The organism is Streptomyces sp. NBC_01384, from assembly GCF_045040035.1.
Classification (GTDB): Bacteria; Actinomycetota; Actinomycetes; order Streptomycetales; family Streptomycetaceae; genus Streptomyces.
In genome coordinates, this window is record NZ_CP109559.1 from 6181017 (window position 1) to 6206629 (window position 25613).

A 25613-nucleotide genomic window follows, 5' to 3' on the forward strand; every position below is an offset into this window, starting at 1 on the left:
GTGGGTATCGGCCTTCAGGCCGGGGTCCGCGGGACGTCCACACGATCGGGTGAACTGTGCTCGATGCATTGCGAGAACCAGGCATGCGGCTGGATCCTTGGTGTCGATGTAGACCGGGCTGGTTCCAACCCGGCTGGTGTTGATCGCGTAAGACTCGATCGCTTGCTGAGTGGCCGAGCGGCGTGAGCCAGGAATCCCCTTGCTCCGTCTGGGGGAGGGCTCAATTCTCCAGGTTGTTGTCGATGGTCTTGGTGGCCGTGTTCCAGGCCTCCGCGGCCGACTTGCCCTTCGTGACGAGGATGACGCCGTTGTCGGTCAGACCCTGCTGGATGATCTGGTCCTTCGGGCCGATCACCTGGGTCGGGATGGCCTTGGCGGCCTCGGCGAAGACCGTGCCGATCGGTGTGTCACCGGTCATCGAGTTCTTCGCGCCGGTCACCAGGGGCAGGTTGTAGGCGCCGGGTGCGCTCGGGAAGCTGCCCTGCACGCTGAACAGCTTGGCCTGCTGGGCGGGCGCGGTCAGCCAGGTGACCAGCTTCTCGGCCTCCGTGACGTTCTTGCCGCTCTTGGGCACGGCCAGGAAGGTGCCGCCCCAGTTGCCGGACTTGGGCGCGGCGGCCACGTCCCACTTGCCGGCCGCTTCCGGCTTCGACTTGCCCTTGAGGTAGCCGAGCATCCACGGCGGGCAGGCCACCGCGGCGAACTTGCTGTTGGCGATCGTCGTGTCCCAGGCCGGCTGGAACTGCGTCTGCGCGCCGACCAGTCCCTCCGAGGCGGCCTTCGCGGTCAGGTCGAAGGCGCTCTTGATGGCCGGGTTCGTCTTGTAGACGACCTTGCCGGAGGAGTCGTAGAACTTCTGCTGGTCACTGCTGATGACCGCGTTGAGCAGACCGCCGGGGGAGTCCATGAAGGTGGTGCCGCTGGGCGCCTTCTTCTTGTACGTCTCGCCGGCGGTGACGAGCTTGTTCCAGTCGCCCGCCCACAGCTGCCCGACCTTGTCGCGGTCGGTGGGCAGGCCGGCCTGCTGGAAGAGGTCCTTGCGGTAGCAGATCGCCATCGGGCCGATGTCGGTGCCGAGTCCGATCGTCTGGCCGTCCTGGGTGGTGGCCTGTTGCCACTTCCAGTCCAGCCAGTTGCTCTTGCTCACGCCCGAGACCTTGGACAGGTCCACGAGCTTGCTCGCCTGGGTCTGCACGACCTCGGCGATGTTGCCGACCTCGACGGCCTGGACGTCCTGCAGGCCGCTGTTGGTGGTGAGGTGGTTGACGAGCGCCGGGTAGTAGTTCTCGTTCCGCTCGACGACATTCTCGGCGATCTTGATGTTCGGGTTGAGCTTCTCGTACTCGGTGTAGAGGCCGGCTTCCTTGAATCCCTGGGTGCCGAACAGCCCCAGGGTGATCGTCGTCTTGCCCTTGCCACCGCCCGTGTCACTGCTGCTGCCACCGCTGCCGCTTCCACCGCTGTCGTCGGCACAGCCGGCCAGCAGCCCTGTGGTCAGCGCGGCGACGGCCGCGAGAGCCCCCAGACTGCGGGACCGACGGGTAATCGTGCGCATTGCGTCCTCCTGTTGCCTGACGTGCCGACCCCCCGGCCAACTGCACTGTTGGGCCCGTTGTTTCTCGCTGCGGCTCGGGCGGGGAACGTGCGGGATGTGTATGTGTCAGGTACCGTGGGAGCGCTCCCACAGGTGATGTGTTGAAGAGTCGTCGGTTCGCGCGGGGGTGTCAAGGGAGCGGACGCGGAGAGACGCGTTCAGTTATCGGCCCGTTAACTAACTTCGGGAGACGGGTCCGACGGGTGGTGCGCGGCGGGTCGACTGGCTCGTGTCAGCGCGACTTCCCGGTGTCGGCGGGCAGCCCCGGCGAGGCTGCCGTCACGGCCGGGTCCCCGTCCATGAACGGGACCGTGAACGCGACTGTTAGATTCCAGGCCAACGTAGGTCGGCGAGAGGGCGGAGCCAATGGCAGGCCACGGAGCGCGGGGCCGGAGCGGCGGGCGGCCGACCCTCGAAGAGGTCGCCGCGCGTGCCGGAGTGGGCCGCGGCACGGTGTCCCGAGTGATCAACGGCTCCCCACGGGTCAGTGACGCGACCCGCGCGGCCGTCGAGGCGGCGGTCGCCGAACTCGGCTATGTCCCGAACACGGCGGCGCGCGCCCTCGCCGCCAACCGTACGGACGCGATCGCCCTCGTCGTCCCCGAGCCGGAGACCCGCTTCTTCGCGGAGCCGTACTTCTCCGACATGCTGCGCGGTGTCGGCGCGGAGCTCTCCGACACCGAGATGCAGCTGCTGCTGATCTTCGCGGGCAGCGACCGGGAGCGGCAGCGCCTCGCCCAGTACCTGGCGGCGCACCGCGTGGACGGCGTCCTGCTCGTGTCCGTCCACGCGGACGATCCGCTGCCCGACCTGCTCTCCCAGCTGGAGATCCCGGCGGTGATCAGCGGTCGCCGCTCGGCGGACGAGACGCTGCCGTCGGTGGACTCGGACAACTACGGCGGCGGCTTGATGGCCGTGGAACATCTGGTCTCCCGGGGGCGGCACAGGATCGTCCACCTGGCGGGCCGTCTCGATGTCTTCGGCGCCCAGCGCCGCGTCGACGGCTACCGCGAGGGCCTGCGCGCGGCCGGACACGAGGTGGACGACCGGCTGATCATCCCCGGCGACTTCACCGAGGAGGGCGGCCGGCGCGCGATGACCGAGCTGCTGGCCCGCTGCCCCGACCTGGACGCGGTCTTCGCGGGCTCGGACGTGATGGCGGCCGGTGCCCGCCAGGTCCTGCGGGAAGTGGGCCGCCGCATACCCGACGACGTGGCCCTTGTCGGCTACGACGACTCCGCCATCGCCCGCCACATGGACCCGCCCCTGACCAGCGTGCGCCAGCCGATCGAGGAGATGGGCCGCGCCATGATCGACCTCCTGCTGGGCGAGATCGCGGACCGCCGCCCGGCGGTCTCGCGCGGCCTGGAGAAGCGCCAGGTCGTACTGCCCTCCGAACTGGTGGCACGGGCGTCGTCCTGACGTGCAATAAGGCTTCGGTAGGGCAATCTGACAGGTATGGTCCTCCACTCCTTGCTCGGTGTCGATGAAGTGCCTGCCGTGGAGCCCTATCTGGGCCGGGTGGGCGAGGTGTTCCTGGTGTTCCGGGAGCAGGATTCCGGGTGCGTGTCGTACGGGGTGCGGCTGCTCGACGGGGCGCGCTGGTTCGTCAAGGAGGCGGCCACCGACCAGGGGCGCCGCTCGCTCGAACGGGCCTGGGCCTTCCACCGGGCCGTACGGCACCGGGCGATCGTCCCGCAGGTCCACCGCATCGCCGTACGGGGCGGTGGCGGCTGGGCGGTGGTGATGCCCTGGCGGGAGGGCGAGGCGCTGTACCCGGCCACGGCGGGCGGACCGCGCGACCGTACGGGCCCGGAGAGCCCGATGGCCCGCTTCCGCGCCCTGCCGGTCGCCCGCGTCCTCGCCGCCTTCGAACGCGTCCTCGACGCCCATCTCGCCGTGGAGAACGCCGGTCATGTCGCGGTCGACTTCTACGACGGCGCGCTGCTGTACGACTTCGCGGGCGACGTCGTCCACCTGGTCGACCTGGACGAGTACCGGCCGGGCCCGTTCGTGGTCGAGGACGAACGCCTGCCGGGTTCCCGCCGGTTCATGGCCCCCGAGGAGTTCGTACGGGGCTCCGTGATCGACACCCGTACGACCGTCTTCACCCTGGGCCGCACCGCCCGGCTCCTCCTGGACGCGGGCGACGAGGAACGCGCCTGGCGGGGCACCCCGGCCCAGCAGGCGGTGATCGTCCGCGCGACCCGGGCCGATCCCGGCGACCGCTTCGAGGACGTCCATCACTTCGCCGACGCGTGGCGGGCCGCCGACAGCCCGCAGGGCGGGTGATGTCACCGCCGTACCGTCAGCTCCCACCGGACTTCGCCGTCCTGGTACCGATCGGTCGGAGCCAGCCCGGCGGCGGTGGCGACGGCCGCGGAAGCCCGGTGGCCGGGATGGATGTGCGCGACGACCGTACGGACCCCGGGCTCCTCGCCCAACCGGCCGACCAGCCCCCGCGCCGCCTCCCCGGCGAACCCCCGCCCCTGCCAGGGCGTGCCCACCACCCAGGCGATCTCCGCGACCTCCCCGGCGACGGTCGCCTGGACCGTACCGACGAGACACCGGTCCTCGCGCGGCCGCAGCACCCAGTTGCACCAGAGGACCCCAGGGTCGGGGGAGCCCGCGACGAGGCGTTCATAGCGTGAACGCAAGGCCTCGGGAGTGGCGGGCGCGCCGCCGATGAAGGCGTGCAGCGCCGGATCGGACAGCACCTCGGCCATTTCCTCGGCGTGTGCGACGCGGAGGGGGAGGAGGTCGAGGCGGGGGGTCCGGATGGTGTCGTCGTACGGCGGCATTGGGCGAGCGTAGAGGGCGTACCGGACGTACACCGGACGTACATCGGACGCGCGCCGGACGCGCACGACTGAGGCCCGGTCCGCTTTCGCGGACCGGGCCTCAGTCGATCAGGGTGAGTGACGGGACTTGAACCCGCGGCATCCTGGACCACAACCAGGTGCTCTACCAGCTGAGCTACACCCACCACGACCGGTCTTGGTTTCCCTGACCGGCCGAGAAAAAGTGTACAGGGTCCGAAGGGGTGCTCGCGCCCCCCTTTATCCGGCGCCCCTCGGGAGTTCGTCAGGGCCCCGGATCTGGCTCGCTGCCGGGCTCATTCCGCGGGCAGTACGTGCTTCGCCGCGATGGCGCGGGCGGTGTCCGAGTCGGGGCCGGGCTGCGGGACGAAGATCGCCTCGCGGTAGTAGCGGAGCTCCGCGATGGATTCGCGGATGTCGGCGAGGGCGCGGTGGTTGCCGTTCTTCTCCGGGCTGTTGAAGTAGGCCCGGGGGTACCAGCGGCGGGCCAGCTCCTTGACGGAGGAGACGTCCACGATGCGGTAGTGGAGGTAGTCCTCGAGGGCCGGCATGTCGCGCGAGAGGAAACCCCGGTCCGTACCGACCGAGTTTCCGCACAGCGGGGCCTTGCCCGGCTCCTTGACGTGCTCACGCACGTAGGCGAGGACGTGTGCCTCGGCGTCCGCCAGGGTCGTGCCCGCGGCCAGCTCGTCGAGGAGACCGGAGGTCGTGTGCATCTGGCGCACCACGTCCGGCATCGTCTCCAGCGCCCGCTCCGGCGGGCGGATCACGATGTCCACCCCTTCGCCGAGTACGTTCAGCTCCGAGTCGGTGACCAGCGCGGCCACCTCGATGAGTGCGTCCTCCGACAGCGAGAGCCCGGTCATCTCGCAGTCGATCCACACCATGCGATCGTTCATGCCCCTAACCCTACGGCGCGCTCCGGCGCACGGGCAGATCCGGGACGGCGCCGACCTGGGGCGGACAGCGGGACGGGCGGCCCGGCACCCTCGTCGGGTCCCGGGCCGCCCGTCCTGCTGGTCCGCCCACTGCTACTTCGTTACGGCGCGCTGCGCTGCCCCGGCAGGCTCGGGCGCCCGGCCGCGTACAGCTCCGCGCCCGCCTTGCCCGGCTCCGTCGACAGCGACGTGGACGGGCCGAGGGCGGAGGCGGCCGCCGTGCGGCGGGTCTGCAGCGGGACCGGGCTCTCCTGGCTCAGGGCGGGCGGTGGCCCGGCCTGCCCCGCGGAGCCGTCCGTGTCCGACGGCCGGTCGGACTGCGGCCTGCGCGCCCGGTACGCCGCCCGGTACGCGGCCGGGGACGAGCCGAGCTGGCGCCGGAAGTGCCCGCGCAGCGCGACCGGCGAGCGGAACCCGCAGCGCCCGGCGACCTCGTCGACCGAGTAGTCGGAGGTCTCCAGCAGCCGCTGCGCCTGCAGTACGCGCTGAGTGATCAGCCACTGCAGGGGAGCACTCCCCGTGAGCGAGCGGAACCGGCGGTCGAAGGTGCGACGGCTCATGTACGCGCGTGCCGCCAGCGTTTCGACGTCGAACTGCTCGTGGAGGTGCTCCAGCGCCCAGGCGACGACCTCCGCGAGGGGGTCGGCGCCGATCTCCTCTGGTAAAGATCGATCGAGATAGCGCTCCTGACCGCCGCTCCGGCGCGGGGGCACGACAAGACGGCGGGCCAGCGCACCGGCCGCCTCGTTGCCGTGATCCGTCCGCACGATGTGGAGACAGAGATCGATTCCGGCCGCCGTACCCGCGGAGGTCAGCACGTCGCCGTCGTCCACGAAGAGTTCCCGTGGGTCGACGTGGACCGACGGGTAGCGCTTGGCCAGCGTCGGTGCGTACATCCAGTGGGTCGTCGCCGGGCGGCCGTCCAGCAGTCCGGCGGCGGCCAGCACGAAGGCGCCGGTGCACAGCCCGACTATGCGGGCCCCCTCCTCATGCGCCCGGCGCAACGCGTCGAGCGCCTCCTCCGGTGGCGGAGAGGTGATCGAGCGCCAGGCCGGCACCACCACGGTGCCCGCCCGGGAGATCGCCTCCAGGCCATGCGGCGCGGTGAGTTCCAGGCCCCCTGTGGTCCGCAGCGGGCCTTCTTCGCCGCCGCACACCAGAAGTCGGTAGCGCGGCACGCCGGCGTCCTGGCGGTCAATCCCGAACACCGACAGCGGTATGGAACTCTCGAAGATGGGGCCGCCGCTGAACAGCAGCACCGCGACGATCTCCTTGCGGCGTCGCCCGGAAAGCTTCCGGGCCGCGGCTTCCGGCGCGGCAGTGGAGTCGTGGCTCATACTGCTAAGCCCCCCTCGGTGGTCGCGGCTCCTCGGTTGTGTCGCTCCTGCACGTTTCCCCTCGGTCCTGCACGAGTCCCCCGCCGTAAGACAGTCAAGATCGAATCTACTGTGTCCCGTGGCGCCAAGGTGACCAGTTCGGCACTCGGCAGAATGTCGACTTGGCAACTTGGCGTGAAGCATTCGATCACGAAGCGTTGCACTCGTGGGCCGTGCAGGGAAGTGCGCCTCGTGCCAGTGGCCAATCCCCATAGGGTGCGTACGCCCTCCGGGGCCCTTTCGGTGCAGGTCGAACGCGGGTTGAGGGGTCGTTCGAGCAAGGGATGCGCGGGTGGCCGAAGTTGGCTGAAAAGAAGCGGGGGCGTGCGCACAAACCGGTCAGTCAACCGGCTTCTTTCCTCCACCGTGGCACCCGCCCCTGCGCGCCCCCGAGCCACTACTGCCCTGCGAGCCGTTCATGATGTGCGAGTCGGCCACATCTCGCGTGCCGACTTCACGGTGGAGCGGGCCGGGTCTGCCGTGGCGGGGGCGGGGTGGGATGTGCTCCTCGGCGCGCAGGCGGGCCGCGCCCCGTTCGGACTGACGGAGCAGTACCCGGCAGACCCCGGTGACGGCCGCCAGGCCGAGCGCCGTGCCGGTCGCGCCGGCGAGTGAGGTGCCGTACCAGACGAGGACGACGGGGACCAGGACGCAGCTGAAGGCCGCCCAGCGCACCACGTCGCTCACCGTGTCCGGCGCGGGGGCGGAGGGTGACGCGATGGGTACGGAGGGTGACGTGGCGGGCGCGGCGGGGGAGTGGTGGGAGGCGGTCTCTGGTCCGGGCACGGTCTGCTCCCTGGTTCCCTGGTTCCTGGTTCCCTGGTACTCCAGTGCACTCCATGGCAGTGGCTCAACGGTTCAACGCGTGTTCGACCCGCCGGTCACCCGGGAAAGACCCCGGGCCCGGGTGAACGCTGTGCAAACCGCCTGTACGGGGCAGCAACCATTGCGTTACGGGCGCCTCTCATGCATGCTCCGGGGAACGCCGCGTAGCGCGCGCGGGATCTGGGCAGAGGAGGCGTGCCGCCGTACCCTTGGGGGTATGGGGTTGGGAAGATGATTCCCGGACACAGCTCTGCACACCGTTCTGCCGATCGTTGTCGTCCCCACCACGAGGATCCAAACGCCGAGATACCCATGGCCGGTCACGAATTCTTCGATCCCGCGGACCGCAAGCGCCCGCTCGCCGATCCCACGGCGGCCGAGCCCCTGGCGGCGGAAGACCCCCGCCAGTCCTGCGATCCCGCCTTCAAGCACGGCGTCGTCGTCGGTTTCGACGGTTCGACGTCCAGCGAGCGTGCCCTCGCCTATGCGATCGGGATGGCCCACCGCTCCGGTTCGGGCCTGATCATCGTGCACGTCGCCAACCGGCTGCCCACCACCGTGTGGGCGGGCTGCGAGCCACCGGTCTTCGTCGACGTGCCCGACCATCGCACCGAGGTGCTCGGACTCGAGCTCGCCTGCGCCGAATACCTGGCCGAGGTGCCCTGGATCCTTGTCGAGCGCGGCGGTGACATCTGTCACGAACTCGAAGAGGTGGGGCGGGAGTACGAGGCGGACGCGATCGTCGTCGGCTCCACGCACGGCATCGTCGGGCGCATCTTCGGCTCGGTGGCCGGGCGGCTCGCGAAGCGCGCGCAGCGCCCGGTGGTCGTCATTCCCTGACCCGCCCTCATGTGCTGACCCGTCGTCAACTCCCTTGGGCGGGTGCGTGAACCGTTATGAATCTACTCACGCGTAGAGGTGGTTTGTGCCCTTGTGAAGGGTACGTACCGGTCACCGGACCAACCGTACGGCCGGTACCACGCAGCACAACTGCACATGCATGAAGGGAGCCCGCCGTGGACAATGACGTCTCCGCGGGAAGCATCACCTCGACCCTCGGCCAACTCGCGCTCGGACTCACCCTGTTGCTCTTCGGCCTCGGGCACACCCGAGTGATCGACGGCGTGACAGCGGCCGACTCCGTCTCCCTCGCCACCTATGTCGGTGGCATAGCGCTCTTCGTCGCCGGCCTGTTCGCCCTCCGCGACCACGACGCCTTCACCGGTACGGCCTTCACGGCACTCGGCGCGTTCTGGTTCACCTGGGGTGTCACGGCCGACGCGCAGATGTCCGCCAACGCGGCCGGTCTGTTCCTGCTCCTGTTCGCGCTCGTCGCGCTGAGCCTGACCGCCGCGGCCTCCGGCGCCCCGACGCTCGTACGGGGCACGTACGCGTTGCTCTTCGTGTCGCTTGTTCTGCTCGCCATCGGGCAGTTCGGCGACTCCAGTGGGCTTGCGAAGGTCGCGGGTTGGTTCGCCGCCGTGGGTGGCCTGTTGGCCTGGTACGGGGCTACGGCGGCCATGGCGCACTGGCCCACCACCCTCCCGGGACGCGCCGCCGGCCGGGGGGTGACGGCCACCGGCTGAAGCGGGCGCGGGCCGGGGCATGGGCGGCCCCGGCCCCCTGAAAGAACGGGTCCCTGTGCGCTGGTGGCGTGGCACAGGGACCCGTTCTCTGTTTTTTGCGCCTAAACCGGCGCCGCTCTCGCGGAAGTGGTTGCTCGCCGCGGGGGTTCCTCAATTATCGCTTTGGTGGTCTTGTGGATATTTACTCCACCGTCACCGACTTGGCCAGGTTGCGCGGCTTGTCGATGTCGCGGCCCAGGGCCAACGCCGTGTGGTAGGCGAGGAGTTGCAGCGGGATGCCCATCAGGATCGGGTCCAGCTCGTCCTCGTTCTTCGGGACGACGATCGTCTGGTCGGCCTTCTCCTGCTCCTGGTGCGCCACCGCGAGGATCCTGCCGCTGCGGGCCTTGATCTCCTCCAGGGCGGCGCGGTTCTTCTCCAGCAGGTCGTCGTCGGGGACGATGGCGACCGTGGGGAGCGCGGGCTCGATGAGCGCCAGCGGGCCGTGCTTGAGCTCGGAGGCCGGGTAGGCCTCGGCGTGGATGTACGAGACCTCCTTGAGCTTCAGGGAGGCCTCACGGGCCACCGGGTAGCCCCGGACACGGCCGATGAAGAGCATCGAGCGGGCCTCGGCGTACTCCGCGGCCAGCTTCTTGATCTCGTCCTCCTGCTCCAGGATCTCGGAGATCTGGGCGGGCAGCTTGCGCAGGCCCTCGATGATCCGCTTGCCGTCGCGGACCGACAGGTCACGGGTGCGGCCGAGGTGCAGGGCGAGCAGCGCGAAGGCGACGGTGGTGTTGGTGAAGCACTTCGTCGAGACGACGCAGACCTCGGGGCCCGCGTGGACGTACATGCCGCCGTCCGCCTCGCGGGCGATCGCAGAGCCGACGACGTTGACCACACCGAGCACCCGCGCGCCCTTGCGCTTCAGCTCCTGGACGGCCGCCAGTACGTCGTACGTCTCACCGGACTGGGACACGGCCACATACAGCGTGTCGGGGTCGACGACCGCGTTGCGGTAGCGGAACTCGGAGGCCGGCTCGGCGTCCGCGGGGATGCGGGCGAGCTCCTCGATCATCTGGGCACCGATCATGCCCGCGTGGTACGAGGTGCCGCAGCCGAGGATCTTCACGCGGCGGATCTGGCGCGCCTCGCGGGCGTCCAGGTTCAGGCCGCCGAGGTGCACGGTGGAGAACCGGTCGTCGATGCGGCCGCGCAGCACACGGTCCACGGCGTCGGCCTGCTCGTGGATCTCCTTGTGCATGTACGTGTCGTGGCCGCCCATGTCGTACGAGGCCGCCTCCCACTCCACGGTGGTCGGCTCGGACGTCGTACGGGTGCCCTCAGTGGTGTACGTGCGGAAGTCGTCGGCCTTGAGGGTGGCCATCTCGCCGTCGTCCAGGGTCACTATCTGGCGGGTGTGGGTGACCAGGGCGGCGATGTCCGAGGCGACGAACATCTCCTTCTCGCCGATGCCGAGGACGACGGGGGAGCCGTTGCGGGCCACCACGATGCGGTCGGGGAAGTCGGCGTGCAGGACCGCGATGCCGTACGTGCCCTCGATCACCCGGAGCGCCTCGCGGACCTTGTCCTCGAGCTTCTCGGCCTGGGCGCGGGCGATCAGGTGGGTGAGGACCTCGGTGTCGGTCTCGGAGAGGAACTCGACGCCGTCCGCCTCGAGCTTCTTGCGCAGGTCGGAGGCGTTGTCGATGATCCCGTTGTGGACGACCGCGACCTTGCTGTCGGCCGACATGTGCGGGTGGGCGTTCACGTCGGAGGGGGCGCCGTGGGTGGCCCAGCGGGTGTGGGCGATACCGGTGGTGCCCTTGAAGCGTGCGGGGACCTTGACTTCCAGGTCGCGGACCCGGCCCTTGGCCTTGACCATCTTCAGGCCGGCCGACTTCGGGGTCGTGACGACGATGCCCGCCGAGTCGTAGCCGCGGTACTCCAGGCGCTGCAGGCCTTCGAGCAGCAGCGGTGCCACGTCACGCTTGCCGATGTATCCGACGATTCCGCACATAAAGTCAAGGCCCCTGGTTGTAGAGGTGGTAAAGATGATCGTGATCAGCTGATCGGCGGTCCCTTGGGCGATCAGCCGTAGACGATGCGTCGCAGCTGCCTGAGCGTGAGCTCCGGCGGTGCGACCGCCCGGTACTTCAGGTCCGCCTCGATCCGATCGAAGATCGTCGCGTTGACCAGGCCCTGGGCCTGGAGCTCGCGGTGGCGGCGACGGACGTATTCCTCGGTCGTCTCGTCGAAGTAGGCGAGGACGTCCTGGACCACCCGCAGTGCCTCGCCCCTGTTCAGAGGCGTGGAGCGCGTCAGATGATCAACAAGTTCGTCGTGCACCCGTTGATCCTGGAGTACGAGGAGCCGATTCGCAAGAATCCTGCCCGATATCGGGCAAGCGGCTGTTGAAGGTCTTATGGGGGGCTGTTTGCAAGCTGTCCATCCTGTGTCTTGTGCCATGTCGATTACCGGGAGCAACTTCTGTGGCCATGGACACTCCACGCATGGGCGTACCGGAGAAGCTCGCTGAGCGCATGAGCATGGCTGAGCAGCACGAGTATCTCCGCGCCAAGTTCTCCCGGCGCAACATGATCAGAGGCGGGGCCGTGACCCTCGGCGCCGTCGCGGGCGGCACCTTCGTCCCGGGCGCCGTCGCACAGGCCGCGGTACCGACGCAGGCCACCGCCCCCTCGACCGAGACGGTCGACGGCGCCCTCGTCGCCCCCTTCGGCCGCCACCTCGCCTACGGCAACGACCCGCGCACGGAGATCACGGTCTCCTGGCAGGTTCCGGCCCTGGTGAAGAAGCCGTTCATCCGCATCGGCGCCCACCCCTGGGACCTCTCCCGCAAGATCGAGGCCGAGGTCCGCACCCTCTACACCCCGGCGGGCGTCGGCGCGAGCGGCGACCACACGCAGTACTACCTGCACGCCAAGCTCACCCACCTGCGCCCCGGCAAGACGTACTACTACGGCGTCGGCCACGCGGGCTTCGACCCGTGCGCGCCCCATCTGCTGGGCACGCTCGGCACCTTCACCACCGCGCCCGCGAGCGCCGAGCCGTTCACCTTCACGGCCTTCGGCGACGAGGGTGTCGGCTACCACGGCCTCGCCAACGACGCCCTGCTGCTCGGCCAGAACCCGGCCTTCCACCTGCACGCCGGTGACATCGCGTACGCGGACCCGTCCGGCGCGGGCAAGAAGGAGGACACCGGCTTCGACTCGCGCATCTGGGACCAGTTCCTCGCCCAGACCGAGACGGTCGCCAAGCAGGTCCCGTGGATGCCGGCGTACGGCAACCACGACATGGAGGCCTGGTACTCGCCCAACGGCTACGGCGGCGAAGAGGCCCGCTGGACGCTGCCGGACAACGGCCCCGACAAGGCGAACCTGCCCGGCGTCTACTCCTTCGTCTACGGCAACACGGCGATCATCTCGCTGGACGCCAACGACATCTCCTTCGAGATCCCGGCGAACCTGGGCATATCCGGAGGAACCCAGACGACATGGCTGGAGACCCAGCTCAAGAAGTACCGGGCGTCGAAGGACGTCGACTTCATCGTCATCTTCTTCCACCACTGCGCGTACTGCACCTCCACGGCGCACGCCTCGGAGGGGGGCGTGCGACAGGAGTGGGTGCCGCTGTTCGAGAAGTACACGGTGGACCTGGTGATCAACGGCCACAACCACCAGTACGAGCGCACGGACGTCATCAAGGGCGACGCGGTCACCAAGAAGCTGCCGATCGGCGGCACGGCGTACCCGGAGACCGACGGTGTCGTGTACGTGACGGCCGGCGCGGCCGGGCGCAGCCTGTACGCGTTCAGCGCCCCGCAGTCGTACGAGGGTCACGAGAACGAGGTCGACTCCGTCGCCTCCTTCATCAACCTGAAGGACGGCAAACAGAACGAGACCGTTGCCTGGTCGCGGGTGCGGTACCTCAACTACTCGTTCCTGCGGGTGGATGTCACGCCTGCGCACAAGGGCCGGCTGGCCACGCTGAAGGTGCGTGGGATCGCCGAGACGGGTGAAGAGGTCGACCACTTCACGGTGGCGCGCCGAGTTCGCTAGCCGGCGCTTCACTGGTCGTATGCCTCGAAGGCAAGGTGTGACGACCTCGGGCGGTCCTCAAGCGGGTTTCTACATTCGCTTGAGGACCGCCTGCTTGGCCAGGGCGAACTCCTCGTCCGTCAGGACGCCCTCCTTGTGCAGCTCGCCGAGCTCGCGCAGGCGGCGCAGGAGGGCGTCGTGGTCGGCCTCCGGGGCGATCGCCGCCGGCTGCTCCTTCACCGCCACCGCTTCCGGAGACGCCGTCGGATGGGGCAGCCGTGCCTGTACCGCCGCCGCGACCAGCGCCATCAGCGGGTCCTTCCTGAAGCCCCAGAGTTCGACGGAGTTGGGGTCGTACTTCGGCGGGGCCTGTGTCTCCGCACCGCGGACGGTGAAGCGGAGGTAGCCGTTCTCCAGGCCGACCGCGGGGTGCCACTCGACGGTGGCGAGGTCGCTGAGGGCGAGGGAGCGGGCGCCGGCGGCGGATTTGGAGTCCTCGGTCTTCCAGTTCCACTCCAGGCGTACGCGCTCGCCGTCGAAGCTCGCGGTGCCGTCGCCGGCGGAGACGGACAGCGGCACGGAGGGGCCGGGGAGCAGATAGCCGTCGACCGGGTCGGCCGGCACCTGGTCGAGGAGCAGCGCGTCCCGGATCTCGTCCACGATGTACTCGGCGACGCCGTAGCGGTCGGACTCGACGGTGAGTTGGTAGGGGTCGTTCGGTTCGGCGAGCTTGCCGCCGGTGGCCTGGAGCAATGGGTCGGCGCCGTCGCGCAGCCTGAGCCGCAGCCGCCCGGCCTTCTTGCCCTGTTCGAAGGAAATTCCCGCCAACGCGCCCAGCGGGACGGTCAGTTCACCCAGGGTGTTGCGGAGCAGGCTCACGTTCTTCTCGCGCCCCGGAGTCAGCCGCAGCGCATCGCCGTCGAAGGTCCATGTTCCGTCCTTCTGGATGATTTCCGCCATGAGGGGGATTGTTTCACCGGCTCTGCGGCACAGTGGTCTATACCCATTCGATGGGCCACCGAAGGGAGCGCATGTGACACAGCACAGAACGCCCCGCCTTCTCGGTACGCTGCTGCTCGTGGCGGCCGCCGGTTTCTCCCTCGCCGGCGCGGAGGCCTCCGCGGCCGACCGCACCGCGACCCCGCTCGGCCGGGTGGTCCCGGCTCCCGCCTCGGTCGACGCGGGCGGATCCCCGTATCGCATCACCGACGCGACCCGCATCCGGGTCGACGACTCGCCGGAGACCCGCCGGGTCGGCGCGTACCTGGCCGGCATCCTGCGCCCCTCCACCGGCTTTTCGCTGCCCGTCACCTCCCAGGGCACGGGCGGCATCCGACTGCGACTCGGGGCAGGGTCGGGGGCAGGTTCCCTGGGCGCCGAAGGCTATCGGCTGGACAGTGGCCGGGACGGCGTCACCATCACCGCGGGGAAGGCCGCCGGGCTCTTCCACGGTGTGCAGACCCTGCGCCAGCTGCTGCCCGCCGCCGTCGAGCGGAACTCCGTGCAGCCCGGCCCCTGGCTCGTCGCGGGCGGCACCATCAAGGACACCCCGCGCTACGGCTACCGAGGCGCGATGCTCGACGTCTCCCGGCACTTCTTCACCGTCGCCCAGGTCAAGCGCTACATCGACGAGCTGGCCCTCTACAAGGTCAACAAGCTCCATCTGCACCTCGGTGACGACCAGGGCTGGCGCATCGCGATCGACTCCTGGCCACGGCTGGCCACGTACGGCGGTTCGACGCAGGTGGGGGGAGGCGCGGGCGGTTTCTACACCAAGGCCGACTACCGGGAGATCGTGCGGTACGCCGCCTCCCGCTATCTGGAGGTCGTCCCGGAGATCGACATGCCGGGGCACACCAACGCCGCGCTCGCCTCGTACGCCAAGCTGAACTGCGACGGCACCGCACCCCCGCTCTACACCGGCACCGACGTCGGGTTCAGCTCGCTGTGCGTGGCGAAGCCGGTGACGTACGACTTCGTGGACGACGTCGTACGGGAGCTGGCGGCGCTCACGCCGGGCAAGTACCTCCACATCGGCGGGGACGAGGCCCACTCCACCAGCCACGCCGACTACGTGACCTTCATGGACAAGGTGCAGCCCGTCGTCGCCAAGTACGGGAAGACCGTGATCGGCTGGCACCAGCTGACCGGCGCGACCCCGGCGAAGGGCGCGCTCGCGCAGTACTGGGGGCTCGACGACACCAGTGCCGCGGAGAAGGCGCAGGTGGTGAAGGCCGCGCAGAGCGGGACGGGGCTCGTGCTGTCGCCCGCCGACCGGGTGTACCTCGACATGAAGTACACGGCGGACACCCCGCTCGGGCAGGACTGGGCGGGCCTGGTGGAGGTGAAACGGGCGTACGACTGGGACCCGGGTACCTACCTTCCGGGAGCCCCCGGTTCGGCGATCCGCGGGGTCGAGGCGCCGCTGTGGACCGAGACCGTCGTCACGGGGGCCGACATCGACTACATGGCCTTCCCGCGGCTGCCCGGCGCGGCCGAGCTCGGCTGGTCGCCCGCGTCGACGCACGACTGGGACACGTACAAGGTGCGGCTCGCGGCGCAGGGGCCGCGCTGGGAGGCGCTGGGGATCGGCTACTACCGCTCACCCCAGGTTCCCTGGCCGAGCGCCTAGGACAGGTCCTGGACCAGGTCCTGGATGCGGAGGCGGGGCTCAGGAGGACCGTCTCCTGAGCCCCACCCGGTATCAGAACCCGCGGTATCAGAGACCCGCGAGGGGGTTCTTCAGGTTGCCGACGAGCTGGAGGGCTCCCGACGGGTCCGCCAGGTCCACCATCTGCTTGTTGTCGCGCAGCTGGAGCCGGTTGAGGCAGGACAGTGCGAACTCCGGCGCGAACATGTCGTACTGCCGGAACTTGTCGGCGAGTTCGGGGGCCGACTCCTGGTACTCGCGTACGCCCTCGGCGACCGTCCGCCAGAAGACGTCCTCCTCGACGATGCCCTCGGAGGCCAGGTTGGCCGCGAGGAAGCGGAAGAAGCAGTCGAAGACGTCCGTGAAGATCGACAGGAGTCTCTTGTCCTCGGGGACCTCGACGCGGATGCGCTCCACCGCGGGCGGCAGCACCGCCTGCGGGTCCATGACGGCGATCTCCTCGGCGATGTCCTTGTAGATCGCGCGCCGCACGACGCCGTCCTTGAGGACGAGGATGACGTTCTCGCCGTGCGGCATGTAGACGAGGTCGTAGGCGTAGAAGCTGTGCAGGAGGGGGGTGAAGTAGGCGTGCAGATAGCGGCGCAGCCACTCCACCGGCGTCAGCCCCGACTGCTCGATCAGCGCGCCCGCGACGGAGGCGCCCGCCTGGTCGACATGGACCAGGGAGGCCATGGTGGCCAGGCTCTCGCCCTCCTGGAGCACGGGCACGGGGCTCTCTCGCCACAGGGCCGCGAGCATTTTGCGGTACGGGGAGTAGCGGTCGGTGGCGGCCTCGTACTCCAGATGGCGGTAGCCGACGGCGGCGCGCTCGCGGATGATCGACAGGCCGGTGGACTTGAGCACCGGGTCGTTCTCGACGAGCTGGGCCAGCCAGTCGTTGATCGCCGGGGTCGCCTCCATGTAGGCGGCCGAGAGTCCGCGCATGAAGCCCATGTTGAGGACCGAGAGCGCCGTTTTGACGTAGTGCTTCTCGGGGGCGGACTTGTTGAAGAAGGTCCGGATGGACTGCTGGGCCAGGTACTCGTCGTCGCCCTCGCCCAGGCAGACCAGGTGGCGCCGGGCGACCTCGGCCGCGAAGGTCACGGAGAGCTTGTTCCACCACTGCCAGGGGTGGACGGGGACGAGGAGGTAGTCGGCGGGGTCGAGGCCCAGGTCGGTGAGGGTGCCGGCGAACCGCTCGACCGTCTCCGCGCCCAGTTCCTCGCGCACGAAGGACTCGTACTCGATGCCCGCACCCGCCGTGAAGGCGGCCCGGGAGCGGTGCGCGGCCAGCCACACCAGCCGGACCGGGCGAGCGGTCTCGGGCGCGTACGAGAGGTACTCGTGCACGCCGAAGCCGAGCCGTCCGTTGTTGGCGACGAAGCAGGGGTGGCCCTCCGTCATGCCCGTCTCGATCTCCTGGAAGGAGGCTTTCGTGAGCTCGGCGGCCGGGATCTGCGGCTTGGTGAGTTTGAAACAGGTGCCCGAGAGGGTGGAGGAGATCTCCTCCAGGTAGACCGGCAGGACCTCGTCGCTCAGACCGAGCGACTCCTTCAACTCGATGAAGAAGTCGAGGGCGGCGAGCGGGAGTTCGACGCCGTCCCGGTGGCGGGTGATCGACTCGGCGTCGACCTGCCAGTGGTCCAGGGCGCGGACGGTGGCGGTGAAGCGGTAGCGGGTGAGCCCGTCGTCGCCGCGGACGACGTACCCGCCGTCGCGGTCGGCCTCCGGCGTGATCAGCCGCTCGTGCGCGAACTCGGCGAGGGCCTTGCGTATGAGGAGGCGGTTGGCGCGGGCCCAGCGCTCGGGGGAGAGGTGGGCCACGGCGTCGGCGAGGGTCATGAGGCCACCCCCGTCGCCTTCTCGAACCGCTCCCGCGTGCAGAAGCTCAGCAACGCCTTCTTCTCCGGCTTCTGGATCTCGCGCTCGGGCACGAACCCGACGGCTTCGTTGAGGGCGTGCACGGCCGTGTTGCGCACATCGGGCTCGACGACGACCCGAGCGGTCGTCGGGTCGGCGAACAGGTGATCCATCACCGCGGTGATCACGGCCCGGGTGAAACCGCGCACGGGCGTGTCCGTCGGCGCGACCAGGAAGTGCATGCCGACATCGCCGGGCGCGGGCTCGTACAGGCCGACCAGTTCGACGTGCGCCGGGTCGTACTTCTCCATCAGGAACACGGGTTCACCGTCCAGCGACCCCAGGAACGCGTCGTGGTACTCGCCGGCCGCGATGGCCATGTACTCCCGCTCCACGTCCTGCAGCTTCGCCTCCTGCATCATCCAGAAGGCGGCCTTGGGGTGGGTGACCCAGCCGTGCAGCAGCTCGGCGTCCTCGGTGGGGTCGAGGGGGCGGATGGTGAAGGTGCCTGTGCTGGTGTCGGTCGTCCTCATACGTTGAACTCCTGGAACGCGATCGTCTTCTCGACCGGGTAGTACTCGGTGCCGAGCAGCTCACGGATGAGGTACGCGTTGCGGTACGGGCCCATGCCCAGGTCGGGGCTGGTGACGCTGTGCGTGTGGACGCCCGCGTTCTGGAGGAAGACGCCGCGGCCCGTGGTGTCGACGGCGTAGTTGCGGGCCACGTCGAAGTTGCCGCGGGTGTCGTAGCGCAGCCGGTCGCGGACCGGCTTCAGGAACTCGGGCTCGGCGTATTTGTAGCCGGTGGCCAGGATCAGGCCCTCGGAGCTCAGCTCGTAGTCCTTGCCCTGCTCCTCCTGGCAAAGGCCCAGGATGTACGTGCCGTTCTCGTGAGCGGCCGTGTTCAGGGAGGAGTTGGTGAGCAGTCGCGTCGGGACGGGGCCGCTGAGGTTCTTCTGGTAGAGCAGATCGAAGATCGCGTCGATCAGCTCGCCGTCGATGCCCTTGAACAGGCCCTTCTGCTCGTTCTGCAGGCGGTAGCGGGTCGGTTCGGGCAGCGCGTGGAAGTAGTCGATGTACTCCGGGGAGGTCATCTCCAGCGTGAGTTTGGTGTACTCGAGCGGGAAGAAGCGCGGGGAGCGCGTGACCCAGTTCAGTCGGTAGCCGTGGACGTCGATCTCGCTGAGCAGGTCGTAGTAGATCTCGGCGGCGGACTGACCGCTGCCGACGAGCGTGATCGATTCTTTGGCCTGGAGCTCCTGCTTGTGCTGCAGGTAACGGGAGTTGTGAATGAAGTCGCCGCCGAGGTCCGCGCAGGCCTCGGGGAGGTATGGAGGCGTTCCCGTGCCGAGGACCAGATGGCGGGCGCGGAACACCTCGCCGGATTCGGTTCGTACGTGGTAGAGATCGCCCTCGTACGTCACCTCCGTGACCGTCGTGCCGAAGCGGACGCTGCTCAGTTTCGAGGCGGCCCAGCGGCAGTAGGCGTCGTACTCGACCCGGAGCGGATAGAAGTTCTCGCGGATGTAGAACGCGTACAGACGGCCGGACTCCTTCAGGTAGTTGAGGAAGGAGTACGGGGAGGTCGGGTCGGCGAGCGTCACCAGGTCCGACATGAACGGGGTCTGGAGGTGCGCGCCCTCCAGGAACATGCCCGAGTGCCACTCGAAGTCCGGCTTGGATTCGAGGAAGACGCCGTCCAGTTCGGCGATCGGCTCGGTGAGGCAGGCGAGGCCGAGGTTGAAGGGGCCGAGACCGATCCCTACGAAGTCGTACGTCTTGTCTGCGGACGTCGTTTCCATGGCTTCAGGAAGCGCGGTCAAGGGACTCTCCCAGGTACTGCTCGGCATGGCCGGCGATCAGAGCGAGTACGGCGGCGATGTCGTCGGCCGTGGTCTCGGGGTTGAGCAGGGTGAACTTCAGGTAGTGGCGGCCGCCGACCTTGGTGCCCGCGACAACGGCGTCACCGGAGGCGAACAGGGCCTCCCGGGCGTACAGATTGGCGCGGTCGATCTCGGCCGGGTCGCTGACGGCGGCCGGGACGAAGCGGAAGACGAGAGTGGACAGGGACGGCTCCACGACCACGTCGAAGCGCGGGTCGGAGACCAGCAGCTTCCAGCCCTCCTGGGCCAGGTCGCAGACCTCGTCGAAGAGTTCGCCGATGCCGTCGGCGCCCATCACGCGCAGCGTCATCCACAGCTTGAGGGCGTCGAAACGGCGGGTGGTCTGCAGGGACTTGTCGACCTGGTTGGGGATGCGCTCCTCAACCATGCGGCGCGGGTTCAGGTACTCCGCGTGGTAGGTGGCGTGGCGCAGGGTGGAGGCGTCGCGGACCAGCACGGCGGACGAACTCACTGGCTGGAAGAAGGACTTGTGGTAGTCGACGGTGACCGAGTCGGCGCGGTCGATGCCGTCGAGGCGGTCGCGGTTCTTGAGGGAGGTGAGCAGTCCGCAGCCGTAGGCCGCGTCCACGTGCATCCAGGTGCCGAACCGGGCGCACAGCTCGGCGATCTCGGGCAGCGGGTCGATGGACCCGAAGTCGGTGGTGCCGGCGGTGGCGACGACGGCCATGGGGATCAGTCCGTCGCGCTCGCAGCGCTCCAGCTCGTGCGCGAGGGCGAGGGTCTGCATGCGCTTGTCGTGGTCGACGGGGATCGAGACGACGCAGTCCGCGCCGAGGCCGAGGAGTTTCGCCGACTTCTTGACGCTGAAGTGGCTGACCTCGGAGGCGAAGATACGCAGTTTGGCGAGGCTGTCCCCGGGTTCCCACCCCGCCTGCCCCGGCTTGGCCTCCTCGCGGGCCAGCAGCAGCGCCTGGAGGTTGGACTGGCTGCCGCCGCTGGTGAACACGCCGTCGGCGGCCGGGCCGAGGCCGATGCGCTCGTTGGTCCAGTCGATGAGCCTGCGTTCGATGAGGGTGCCGCCGGCCGACTGGTCCCAGGTGTCCAGAGAGGAGTTGACGGCGGACAGGACGGCCTCGCCGAGCACGGCGGGGATGACCACCGGGCAGTTGAGGTGCGCGAGGTAGCGCGGGTGGTGGAAGTAGACCGCGTCCCGGAGGTAGACCTCTTCGAGCTCATCGAGGACCGCCGTGGTGTCGTGCAGCGGGCGGTCCAGGTCGATCCGCTCGATACGAGGAGCGAGGGCGTCGACCGTGACACCCGTGAACGGACGGTCGGTGGTGGCGAGTTTGGCCGCCACCCGCTCGATTCCTTCGGTCACGGAGCGGCGGTACCGCTCCGCGGTCGTGTCATTGAGCAGGTGCGAGCGCATGTGGGGGTCCTCCGTGCGGGACAGTCCGAGCGGGACGGGTGAGGGGGACGGGTGAGGGGTGCGCCGGGACGAGAAGACGGGCGGGCCCTGGCGTTCAACTTAGGTTAGCCTAACCTAAGTCGATCGTGCGACCCCATCCCTCCACCCCCTCGCTTTCGCGATGTGACACATCTCCGTGCTGTGTCACATTCCGTGGGTCACTCCTGCTCGCGCAGCTGCTCCTCGGTCAGCCCGCGCCGCCAGTAACCGACGAAGGCGACCCGCCCGCGGTCGATGCCGCGCTCGCGGACGAGATGGCGGCGCATCTCCTTCACGCACCCGGACTCGCCCGCGATCCAGGCGTACGGGTGCTCGGTGGGCGGCAGTTGGGCGGCCCGTACGGCGTCGACGGCCATGGGGGCCCCGTCGTCGCGCACGAGCCAGGTGATCTCCGCGTCGGCCGCGACGAACAGGTCCAGGATGTCCTCGGCGTGCGGGACCTCCAGCCAGGCGCGGGCGCGGGTGCCGGCCGGCAGGGATTCGAGGATCGCGGAGGCGGCGGGCAGCGCGGTCTCGTCCGCCCACAGGACGACCAGGTCGGTGTCGTCGGTGTCGGCGGGCGGGCGGAAGCGGATCGCCCGGTTGTCCTCGATCGCCGGGCCGAGCCGCCTCGTCCGTACGACCTGGAGGGAGAAGAAACGGAACGGGGCGGCTACGGCCGTCGTCATAAGTGCTCCTGAGTCGGCGTCAGGGGGCATGGATGGGTTCACCGCAGGGGGTCACGACAGGAGGTTGGCACCTGCTCGTCGAGGAGCGTGCGTGAGGTCGCGTTAGCTCGATCGTGTGATGGTCGGCTTCTGGGCTTGTGGCGCCCTGGGCCCTCCGGGTTGGCGTGGCTGTGCGATCTGGGACGCCGGGTGCGGTGCCGGCGTGCGGGGCCCCTGCTCCACCAGAGTGATGGTTCAGGGCCTCCCCGTCGCCTCTGGCCGTACCCATATGGCCGGGTCGCGTAGGGAACTGGCCTCCCGGGACCGGACCACGCACAGGATGCGTGTCGCCGCCCCGGGGTCGAGTACGCCGGGGACCTGGGGGTACCTCCCACGCCCTTAAGGCAGTGGGGGAGCGCCCAAGACCGTTCGGGGCGCGCGGCTGATCGGGCTCACTCCCGCTCAGTCCATAGGAACGGTTTCAGGCGACCTTCTTGGCGTTCTCGATCGCCTCGGCGAGGTTGTCGAGGAGCGGGGTGCACTTGTCGTACGACACGATCGGCTCGGGGGAGCGGGCGATGACCTGGCCGGCCTTGACGGCGGGCAGCTTCTTCCAGGTGGCCTCGGTGATGTCGGCCGGCTGGATGGTCGCGCTGCGGTCGTCCATGACGATGACGTCCGCCGGGTACTTGTCGACGTTCTCCCAGCTCAGGTTCTCGAACCAACCGCCGCTGGCCTTCAGGGCCTTGGCGGAGGGCTCGACGAGGTTCACGCCGAGCGCCTTGAAGTACTCCAGGTCGATGGAGAGGTTGGAGCCGGAGACGTAGAAGATGTCCTGGCTCGCGGAACCGGCGAGCACCTTGATCTCCGGGCGGGCCTTGGCCGCGGCGCGCAGCCGTTCGGCGGCCGTCTCGAACTTCTTCTTCGCCTCGACGATCGCGGCGGACTTCGCGTCGGCGCCCAGCGACACGGCGAGCGCGAGCATGCGCTGCAGTGACGCGGGCAGCTGACGGTCGTACACGGAGATGCCGACACTCGGGGCGAGCTTGAGGATCTTGTCCTTGGACTCCTCGGGGACGTACCAGAGGGTGCCCGCGGCGTCGAACATCGTGGAGATCAGCACGTCGGGCGCGAGGGCCGCGTACTTCTCGATGTTGAACTGGCCCCACTCGTTGCCGAGGACGGTCAGCTTGCTGACGTCCATGTCGCCGGCCTGGACATCGGCCTTGCCGTCCTTGGTGGTGGTCGGGCCGAAGACGCCCTTGACCTCGATGCCGTAGTCGTGGAGCGCGGCGGCGACACCGGTGAAGGCGACGATGTTCGCGGGGATCTTGTCCAGCTTCACCGTCGTAGCGCGGTCGTCCTTGAACGTCCAGGGGCCGGACTGGGCGGCGGCGGCCTTCGTCGCGTCCGCGCCACCGCTTTTCGCGTCGTTGTCCTCGCCACAGGCGGCGAGGACGGCACCGAGGCCGAGGGCGCCGCCCGCGGCCAGGACGCCGCGACGGGTGAGGTGGGTGGCACGGGCGTTGGGCATGAGAGTGGCTGCTTTCGGCACGGGGCGGAGCGCCCGCCGGACAAGTTCGAAGGTAGGTTAGCCTAACCTCACTAACTGTCCAGAGGGTTGGGGCGGGGTCGGCCTGGAGCCCGCCTCGCGAGGTGGATGTTTCACGGAGTGTGTCCATGTGACTCCTTTGCGTATCTATCCTTGTTGTCGGTGAGCCGTGACGACGGCGTCGCGGCGGGGAGGGAGCCGACATGTCTCAGCCGAAGCATCTGGACCCCGCGTCCATGGGGGAGTTCTACGGCGCGGAGCTGCGCAGGCGGCGCGAGGACGCGGGGCTGACGCAGGGCGGGCTCGGGGAGTTGGTGTACTGCTCGGGGCCCTACATCGGGCAGATGGAGATCGCCATCCGCAGGCCGCAGTTGGACCTGTCCGAGCGGATCGACGGCGTGCTGCGGGCGGACGGGTTCTTCCGGCGGCTGTGCGCGGCCATCCTCAACTCGTCCAAGTTTGCGGACTACTTCGCCGCCGCGGCCGAGTTGGAGCGGCGAGCCAGGACCGTCTGCGACTTCGCCACGACGGTGGTGCCCGGCCTGTTGCAGACCGAGTCGTACACCCGTGCCCTCATCCGGTCCGCCCGGCCGCTGGTCGCCCAGGAGCTGATCGAACGACATGTCGGCACGCGGCAGGAACGCGCCCGTGCGCTGCTCAAGGACCCGACCGATCCCGAGCTGTGGTTCGTCATCCACGAGGCCGCGCTACGGGTGCCGGTCGGCGGGGACGAGGTCATGCGCGAGGAGTTGGAGCACATCGCCGAGGTGTCCCGGGAGCATCGGGCGATCGTCCAGGTCATGCCCTTCTCCGGTGGGGTGAACCCGCTCCTGTACGGCCAGATGACGCTGATGGCCTTTGCCGAGGAGCCGCCGGTCGCCTACACCGAGAGTGCCTACTCCGGGCAGCTGATCGAGGACCCGGCCCTGGTCACACAGATCGCACAGTCCTACGATCTGGCCAGGGCCGCCGCCATGTCCCCGGAGGCGTCCCTCGACTTCATCGGCCGACTCACGGAGGACTACACACCATGAACAGCACGCGTGATCTGCCGTCCGCCCACTGGCGCAAGTCGTCGTACAGCAACGCGGACGGCGGTTCGTGCGTCGAGGTCGCCGACGGCTTCCCCGGCGTCGTGCCCGTGCGGGACAGCAAGGACCCGGGCGGGCCGGTGGTCCTGGTGTCCGCGGGGGCGTGGATGTCGTTCATCGGGGGAGCCGTCAAGTAACGGGCCGGCACGGGTGGTCCCGTGGCACCTCAGCCCACGAGCCCCAGCTCCCTCGCGATCAGCATCCGCTGGACCTCGCTCGTGCCCTCGCCGATCTCCAGGATCTTGGAGTCGCGCCACATGCGGGCCACCGGGTACTCGTTCATGAAGCCGTAGCCGCCGTGGATCTGGGTGGCGTCGCGGGCGTTGTCGACGGCGATGGTGGAGGAGTAGAGCTTGGCGACCGCCGCCTCCTTCTTGAAGGGCTCGCCCGCGACGAGACGGGATGCTGCGTCGCGCCAGCCGACGCGGGCCATGTGGGCCTTCATCTCCATGTCGGCGATCTTGAACTGGATGGCCTGGTTCGCGCCGATCGGACGTCCGAAGGCGTGCCGCTCCTTGGCGTACTTCACCGACTCGTCGACGCAGCCCTGCGCGAGGCCGGTCGCCAGCGCCGCGATGGCGATGCGGCCCTCGTCCAGGATGCGCAGGAACTGGGCGTAGCCGCGGCCCTCCTCGCCGAGCAGGTTCGCGGCCGGGACGCGGACGTCGGCGAAGGACAGCTCACGGGTGTCGGAGGCGTTCCAGCCGACCTTCGAGTACGGGGCGGCGACCGTGAAGCCAGGGGTGCCGGACGGGACGATGATCGCGGAGATCAGCGGCTTGCCGTCGGGCTTGCGGCCGGTGACCGCGGTGACCGTGACCAGGCCCGTGATGTCCGTGCCGGAGTTGGTGATGAAGCACTTGCTGCCGTTGATCACCCATTCGTTGGTGTCCGGGTCGAGACGGGCGGTCGTACGGGTCGCGCCCGCGTCCGAGCCGCCGTCCGGCTCCGTCAGGCCGAAGGCGCCGAGGATCTCGCCGGAGCACAGGCGCGGGAGCCACTCCTGCTTCTGGGCCTCCGTGCCGAAGAGGTGGATCGGCATCGCGCCGAGCGAGACGCCCGCCTCCAGGGTGATGGCCACGGAGGAGTCGACGCGGGCGAGTTCCTCCAGGGCGATACCGAGGGCGAGGTAGTCGCCGCCCATGCCGCCGTACTCCTCGGGGAACGGCAGTCCGAACAGACCCATGCGGCCCATCTCCCGCACGATCTCGTACGGGAACTCGTGCCGCTCGTAGAAGTCGCCGATCTTCGGTGCCACGACGTCGTGCGCGAACTCCTCGACCGTACGGCGGAGTTCTTCGAGTTCGGGGGAGAGACGGTGGTCCAG

General features: G+C 69.2%; 22 protein-coding genes, 1 tRNA gene and 1 pseudogene. 8 read left to right on the top strand and 16 right to left on the bottom strand.

Going from position 1 to position 25613, the window contains the following annotated elements; translation table 11 throughout:
* Window positions 1-220: 220 nt before the first annotated feature.
* A complete protein-coding gene (locus OG747_RS28415) occupies window positions 221-1555 on the bottom strand; it encodes an extracellular solute-binding protein (protein WP_405882223.1) in 1335 nt (444 codons plus the stop codon).
* 405 nt (window positions 1556-1960) lie between these two features.
* On the opposite strand from OG747_RS28415, the gene OG747_RS28420 reads away from it, so the two are divergent.
* Together OG747_RS28420 and OG747_RS28425 are read left to right on the top strand one after the other, a co-directional pair.
* Complete coding sequence (locus OG747_RS28420; RefSeq protein ID WP_405882224.1) at window positions 1961-3016, top strand: LacI family DNA-binding transcriptional regulator; 1056 nt, start codon at window positions 1961-1963, stop codon at window positions 3014-3016.
* A gap of 36 nt (window positions 3017-3052) precedes the next feature.
* Window positions 3053-3886 (top strand): serine/threonine protein kinase, encoded by an 834-nt coding sequence (locus tag OG747_RS28425; RefSeq protein ID WP_405882225.1) that lies wholly within the window; start codon window positions 3053-3055, stop codon window positions 3884-3886.
* Between the two features lie 2 nt (window positions 3887-3888).
* Here OG747_RS28425 and OG747_RS28430 read toward each other — a convergent pair whose 3' ends face one another.
* From OG747_RS28430 to OG747_RS28450, 5 genes are all read right to left on the bottom strand, one after another.
* A complete protein-coding gene (locus OG747_RS28430; protein ID WP_405882226.1) occupies window positions 3889-4395 on the bottom strand; it encodes a GNAT family N-acetyltransferase in 507 nt (168 codons plus the stop codon).
* Window positions 4396-4507: 112 nt separating this feature from the next.
* Window positions 4508-4580: transfer RNA gene (locus OG747_RS28435), tRNA-His, on the bottom strand.
* Window positions 4581-4709: 129 nt separating this feature from the next.
* Window positions 4710-5312 (bottom strand): oligoribonuclease, encoded by a 603-nt coding sequence (gene orn / locus OG747_RS28440; protein ID WP_405882227.1) that lies wholly within the window; start codon window positions 5310-5312, stop codon window positions 4710-4712.
* A gap of 140 nt (window positions 5313-5452) precedes the next feature.
* Window positions 5453-6688 (bottom strand): helix-turn-helix domain-containing protein, encoded by a 1236-nt coding sequence (locus OG747_RS28445; RefSeq protein ID WP_405882228.1) that lies wholly within the window; start codon window positions 6686-6688, stop codon window positions 5453-5455.
* Window positions 6689-7066: 378 nt separating this feature from the next.
* Window positions 7067-7447, bottom strand: coding sequence for a hypothetical protein (locus OG747_RS28450; protein ID WP_405885716.1), 381 nt, complete (start codon window positions 7445-7447; stop codon window positions 7067-7069).
* Window positions 7448-7864: 417 nt separating this feature from the next.
* Here OG747_RS28450 and OG747_RS28455 point away from each other — a divergent pair, with 417 nt between their 5' ends.
* Together OG747_RS28455 and OG747_RS28460 are read left to right on the top strand one after the other, a co-directional pair.
* The gene (locus tag OG747_RS28455; RefSeq protein ID WP_405882229.1) at window positions 7865-8392 is read left to right on the top strand and encodes a universal stress protein; all 528 of its coding nucleotides are present in this window, start codon (window positions 7865-7867) and stop codon (window positions 8390-8392) included.
* A 176-nt stretch (window positions 8393-8568) separates the two neighbouring features.
* Window positions 8569-9138 (top strand): GPR1/FUN34/YaaH family transporter, encoded by a 570-nt coding sequence (locus tag OG747_RS28460; RefSeq protein ID WP_405882230.1) that lies wholly within the window; start codon window positions 8569-8571, stop codon window positions 9136-9138.
* A 181-nt stretch (window positions 9139-9319) separates the two neighbouring features.
* On the opposite strand, the gene glmS is transcribed toward OG747_RS28460, so the two are convergent.
* Complete coding sequence (glmS, locus tag OG747_RS28465; RefSeq protein WP_405882231.1) at window positions 9320-11137, bottom strand: glutamine--fructose-6-phosphate transaminase (isomerizing); 1818 nt, start codon at window positions 11135-11137, stop codon at window positions 9320-9322.
* Between the two features lie 71 nt (window positions 11138-11208).
* Window positions 11209-11466 carry a hypothetical protein gene (locus OG747_RS28470; protein WP_405882232.1) on the bottom strand — a complete coding sequence of 86 codons (258 nt, stop codon included), beginning with the start codon at window positions 11464-11466 and terminating at the stop codon, window positions 11209-11211.
* A 164-nt stretch (window positions 11467-11630) separates the two neighbouring features.
* Here OG747_RS28470 and OG747_RS28475 point away from each other — a divergent pair, with 164 nt between their 5' ends.
* Window positions 11631-13196, top strand: a complete 1566-nt coding sequence (locus OG747_RS28475) for a purple acid phosphatase family protein (protein WP_405885717.1) — start codon at window positions 11631-11633, stop codon at window positions 13194-13196.
* A gap of 69 nt (window positions 13197-13265) precedes the next feature.
* Here OG747_RS28475 and OG747_RS28480 read toward each other — a convergent pair whose 3' ends face one another.
* A complete protein-coding gene (locus tag OG747_RS28480) occupies window positions 13266-14135 on the bottom strand; it encodes a DUF4429 domain-containing protein (protein WP_405882233.1) in 870 nt (289 codons plus the stop codon).
* Window positions 14136-14208: 73 nt separating this feature from the next.
* Between OG747_RS28480 and OG747_RS28485 the strand changes: the two genes are divergently transcribed.
* A complete protein-coding gene (locus OG747_RS28485; RefSeq protein ID WP_405882234.1) occupies window positions 14209-15807 on the top strand; it encodes a beta-N-acetylhexosaminidase in 1599 nt (532 codons plus the stop codon).
* A gap of 87 nt (window positions 15808-15894) precedes the next feature.
* Here OG747_RS28485 and OG747_RS28490 read toward each other — a convergent pair whose 3' ends face one another.
* The 6 genes and pseudogenes from OG747_RS28490 to OG747_RS28515 form a co-directional block, all read right to left on the bottom strand.
* Window positions 15895-17667: an IucA/IucC family protein gene (locus OG747_RS28490; protein ID WP_405882235.1), complete on the bottom strand. Its 1773-nt coding sequence runs from the start codon at window positions 17665-17667 to the stop codon at window positions 15895-15897.
* Window positions 17664-18218: a GNAT family N-acetyltransferase gene (locus OG747_RS28495; RefSeq protein WP_405882236.1), complete on the bottom strand. Its 555-nt coding sequence runs from the start codon at window positions 18216-18218 to the stop codon at window positions 17664-17666. Before OG747_RS28495 ends, OG747_RS28490 begins: the two co-directional genes overlap by 4 nt.
* Window positions 18215-19486 (bottom strand): lysine N(6)-hydroxylase/L-ornithine N(5)-oxygenase family protein, encoded by a 1272-nt coding sequence (locus tag OG747_RS28500; protein ID WP_405882237.1) that lies wholly within the window; start codon window positions 19484-19486, stop codon window positions 18215-18217. The genes OG747_RS28495 and OG747_RS28500 overlap by 4 nt, the downstream gene beginning before the upstream one ends.
* Before the next feature lie 4 nt (window positions 19487-19490).
* Window positions 19491-20957: a lysine decarboxylase DesA gene (gene desA / locus OG747_RS28505; RefSeq protein WP_405882238.1), complete on the bottom strand. Its 1467-nt coding sequence runs from the start codon at window positions 20955-20957 to the stop codon at window positions 19491-19493.
* A gap of 197 nt (window positions 20958-21154) precedes the next feature.
* Window positions 21155-21613, bottom strand: a pseudogene (locus tag OG747_RS28510) (siderophore-interacting protein); the annotation flags it as partial.
* Window positions 21614-22124: 511 nt separating this feature from the next.
* Window positions 22125-23177: an ABC transporter substrate-binding protein gene (locus OG747_RS28515; protein ID WP_405882239.1), complete on the bottom strand. Its 1053-nt coding sequence runs from the start codon at window positions 23175-23177 to the stop codon at window positions 22125-22127.
* Between the two features lie 221 nt (window positions 23178-23398).
* Between OG747_RS28515 and OG747_RS28520 the strand changes: the two genes are divergently transcribed.
* Together OG747_RS28520 and OG747_RS28525 are read left to right on the top strand one after the other, a co-directional pair.
* Window positions 23399-24229, top strand: a complete 831-nt coding sequence (locus OG747_RS28520; protein WP_405882240.1) for a helix-turn-helix domain-containing protein — start codon at window positions 23399-23401, stop codon at window positions 24227-24229.
* Window positions 24226-24423, top strand: a complete 198-nt coding sequence (locus tag OG747_RS28525) for a DUF397 domain-containing protein (RefSeq protein WP_405882241.1) — start codon at window positions 24226-24228, stop codon at window positions 24421-24423. Before OG747_RS28520 ends, OG747_RS28525 begins: the two co-directional genes overlap by 4 nt.
* A 29-nt stretch (window positions 24424-24452) precedes the next feature.
* On the opposite strand, the gene OG747_RS28530 is transcribed toward OG747_RS28525, so the two are convergent.
* Window positions 24453-25613 (bottom strand): acyl-CoA dehydrogenase family protein, encoded by a 1161-nt coding sequence (locus OG747_RS28530; RefSeq protein ID WP_405885719.1) that lies wholly within the window; start codon window positions 25611-25613, stop codon window positions 24453-24455.

Excerpts from the sequence above, each read along its gene's own strand:
- OG747_RS28515 (WP_405882239.1), bottom strand. The coding sequence starts at position 23,177 with ATGCCCAACGCCCGTGCCACCCACCTCACCCGTCGCGGCGTCCTGGCC.
- OG747_RS28475 (WP_405885717.1), top strand. The coding sequence starts at position 11,631 with ATGGGCGTACCGGAGAAGCTCGCTGAGCGCATGAGCATGGCTGAGCAG.
- OG747_RS28480 (WP_405882233.1), bottom strand. The coding sequence starts at position 14,135 with ATGGCGGAAATCATCCAGAAGGACGGAACATGGACCTTCGACGGCGAT.
- glmS (WP_405882231.1), bottom strand. The coding sequence starts at position 11,137 with ATGTGCGGAATCGTCGGATACATCGGCAAGCGTGACGTGGCACCGCTG.
- OG747_RS28525 (WP_405882241.1), top strand. The coding sequence starts at position 24,226 with ATGAACAGCACGCGTGATCTGCCGTCCGCCCACTGGCGCAAGTCGTCG.
- orn (WP_405882227.1), bottom strand. The coding sequence starts at position 5,312 with ATGAACGATCGCATGGTGTGGATCGACTGCGAGATGACCGGGCTCTCG.
- OG747_RS28415 (WP_405882223.1), bottom strand. The coding sequence starts at position 1,555 with ATGCGCACGATTACCCGTCGGTCCCGCAGTCTGGGGGCTCTCGCGGCC.
- OG747_RS28430 (WP_405882226.1), bottom strand. The coding sequence starts at position 4,395 with ATGCCGCCGTACGACGACACCATCCGGACCCCCCGCCTCGACCTCCTC.
- OG747_RS28455 (WP_405882229.1), top strand. The coding sequence starts at position 7,865 with ATGGCCGGTCACGAATTCTTCGATCCCGCGGACCGCAAGCGCCCGCTC.
- desA (WP_405882238.1), bottom strand. The coding sequence starts at position 20,957 with ATGCGCTCGCACCTGCTCAATGACACGACCGCGGAGCGGTACCGCCGC.
- OG747_RS28520 (WP_405882240.1), top strand. The coding sequence starts at position 23,399 with ATGTCTCAGCCGAAGCATCTGGACCCCGCGTCCATGGGGGAGTTCTAC.
- OG747_RS28495 (WP_405882236.1), bottom strand. The coding sequence starts at position 18,218 with ATGAGGACGACCGACACCAGCACAGGCACCTTCACCATCCGCCCCCTC.
- OG747_RS28445 (WP_405882228.1), bottom strand. The coding sequence starts at position 6,688 with ATGAGCCACGACTCCACTGCCGCGCCGGAAGCCGCGGCCCGGAAGCTT.
- OG747_RS28490 (WP_405882235.1), bottom strand. The coding sequence starts at position 17,667 with ATGACCCTCGCCGACGCCGTGGCCCACCTCTCCCCCGAGCGCTGGGCC.
- OG747_RS28425 (WP_405882225.1), top strand. The coding sequence starts at position 3,053 with ATGGTCCTCCACTCCTTGCTCGGTGTCGATGAAGTGCCTGCCGTGGAG.
- OG747_RS28500 (WP_405882237.1), bottom strand. The coding sequence starts at position 19,486 with ATGGAAACGACGTCCGCAGACAAGACGTACGACTTCGTAGGGATCGGT.
- OG747_RS28420 (WP_405882224.1), top strand. The coding sequence starts at position 1,961 with ATGGCAGGCCACGGAGCGCGGGGCCGGAGCGGCGGGCGGCCGACCCTC.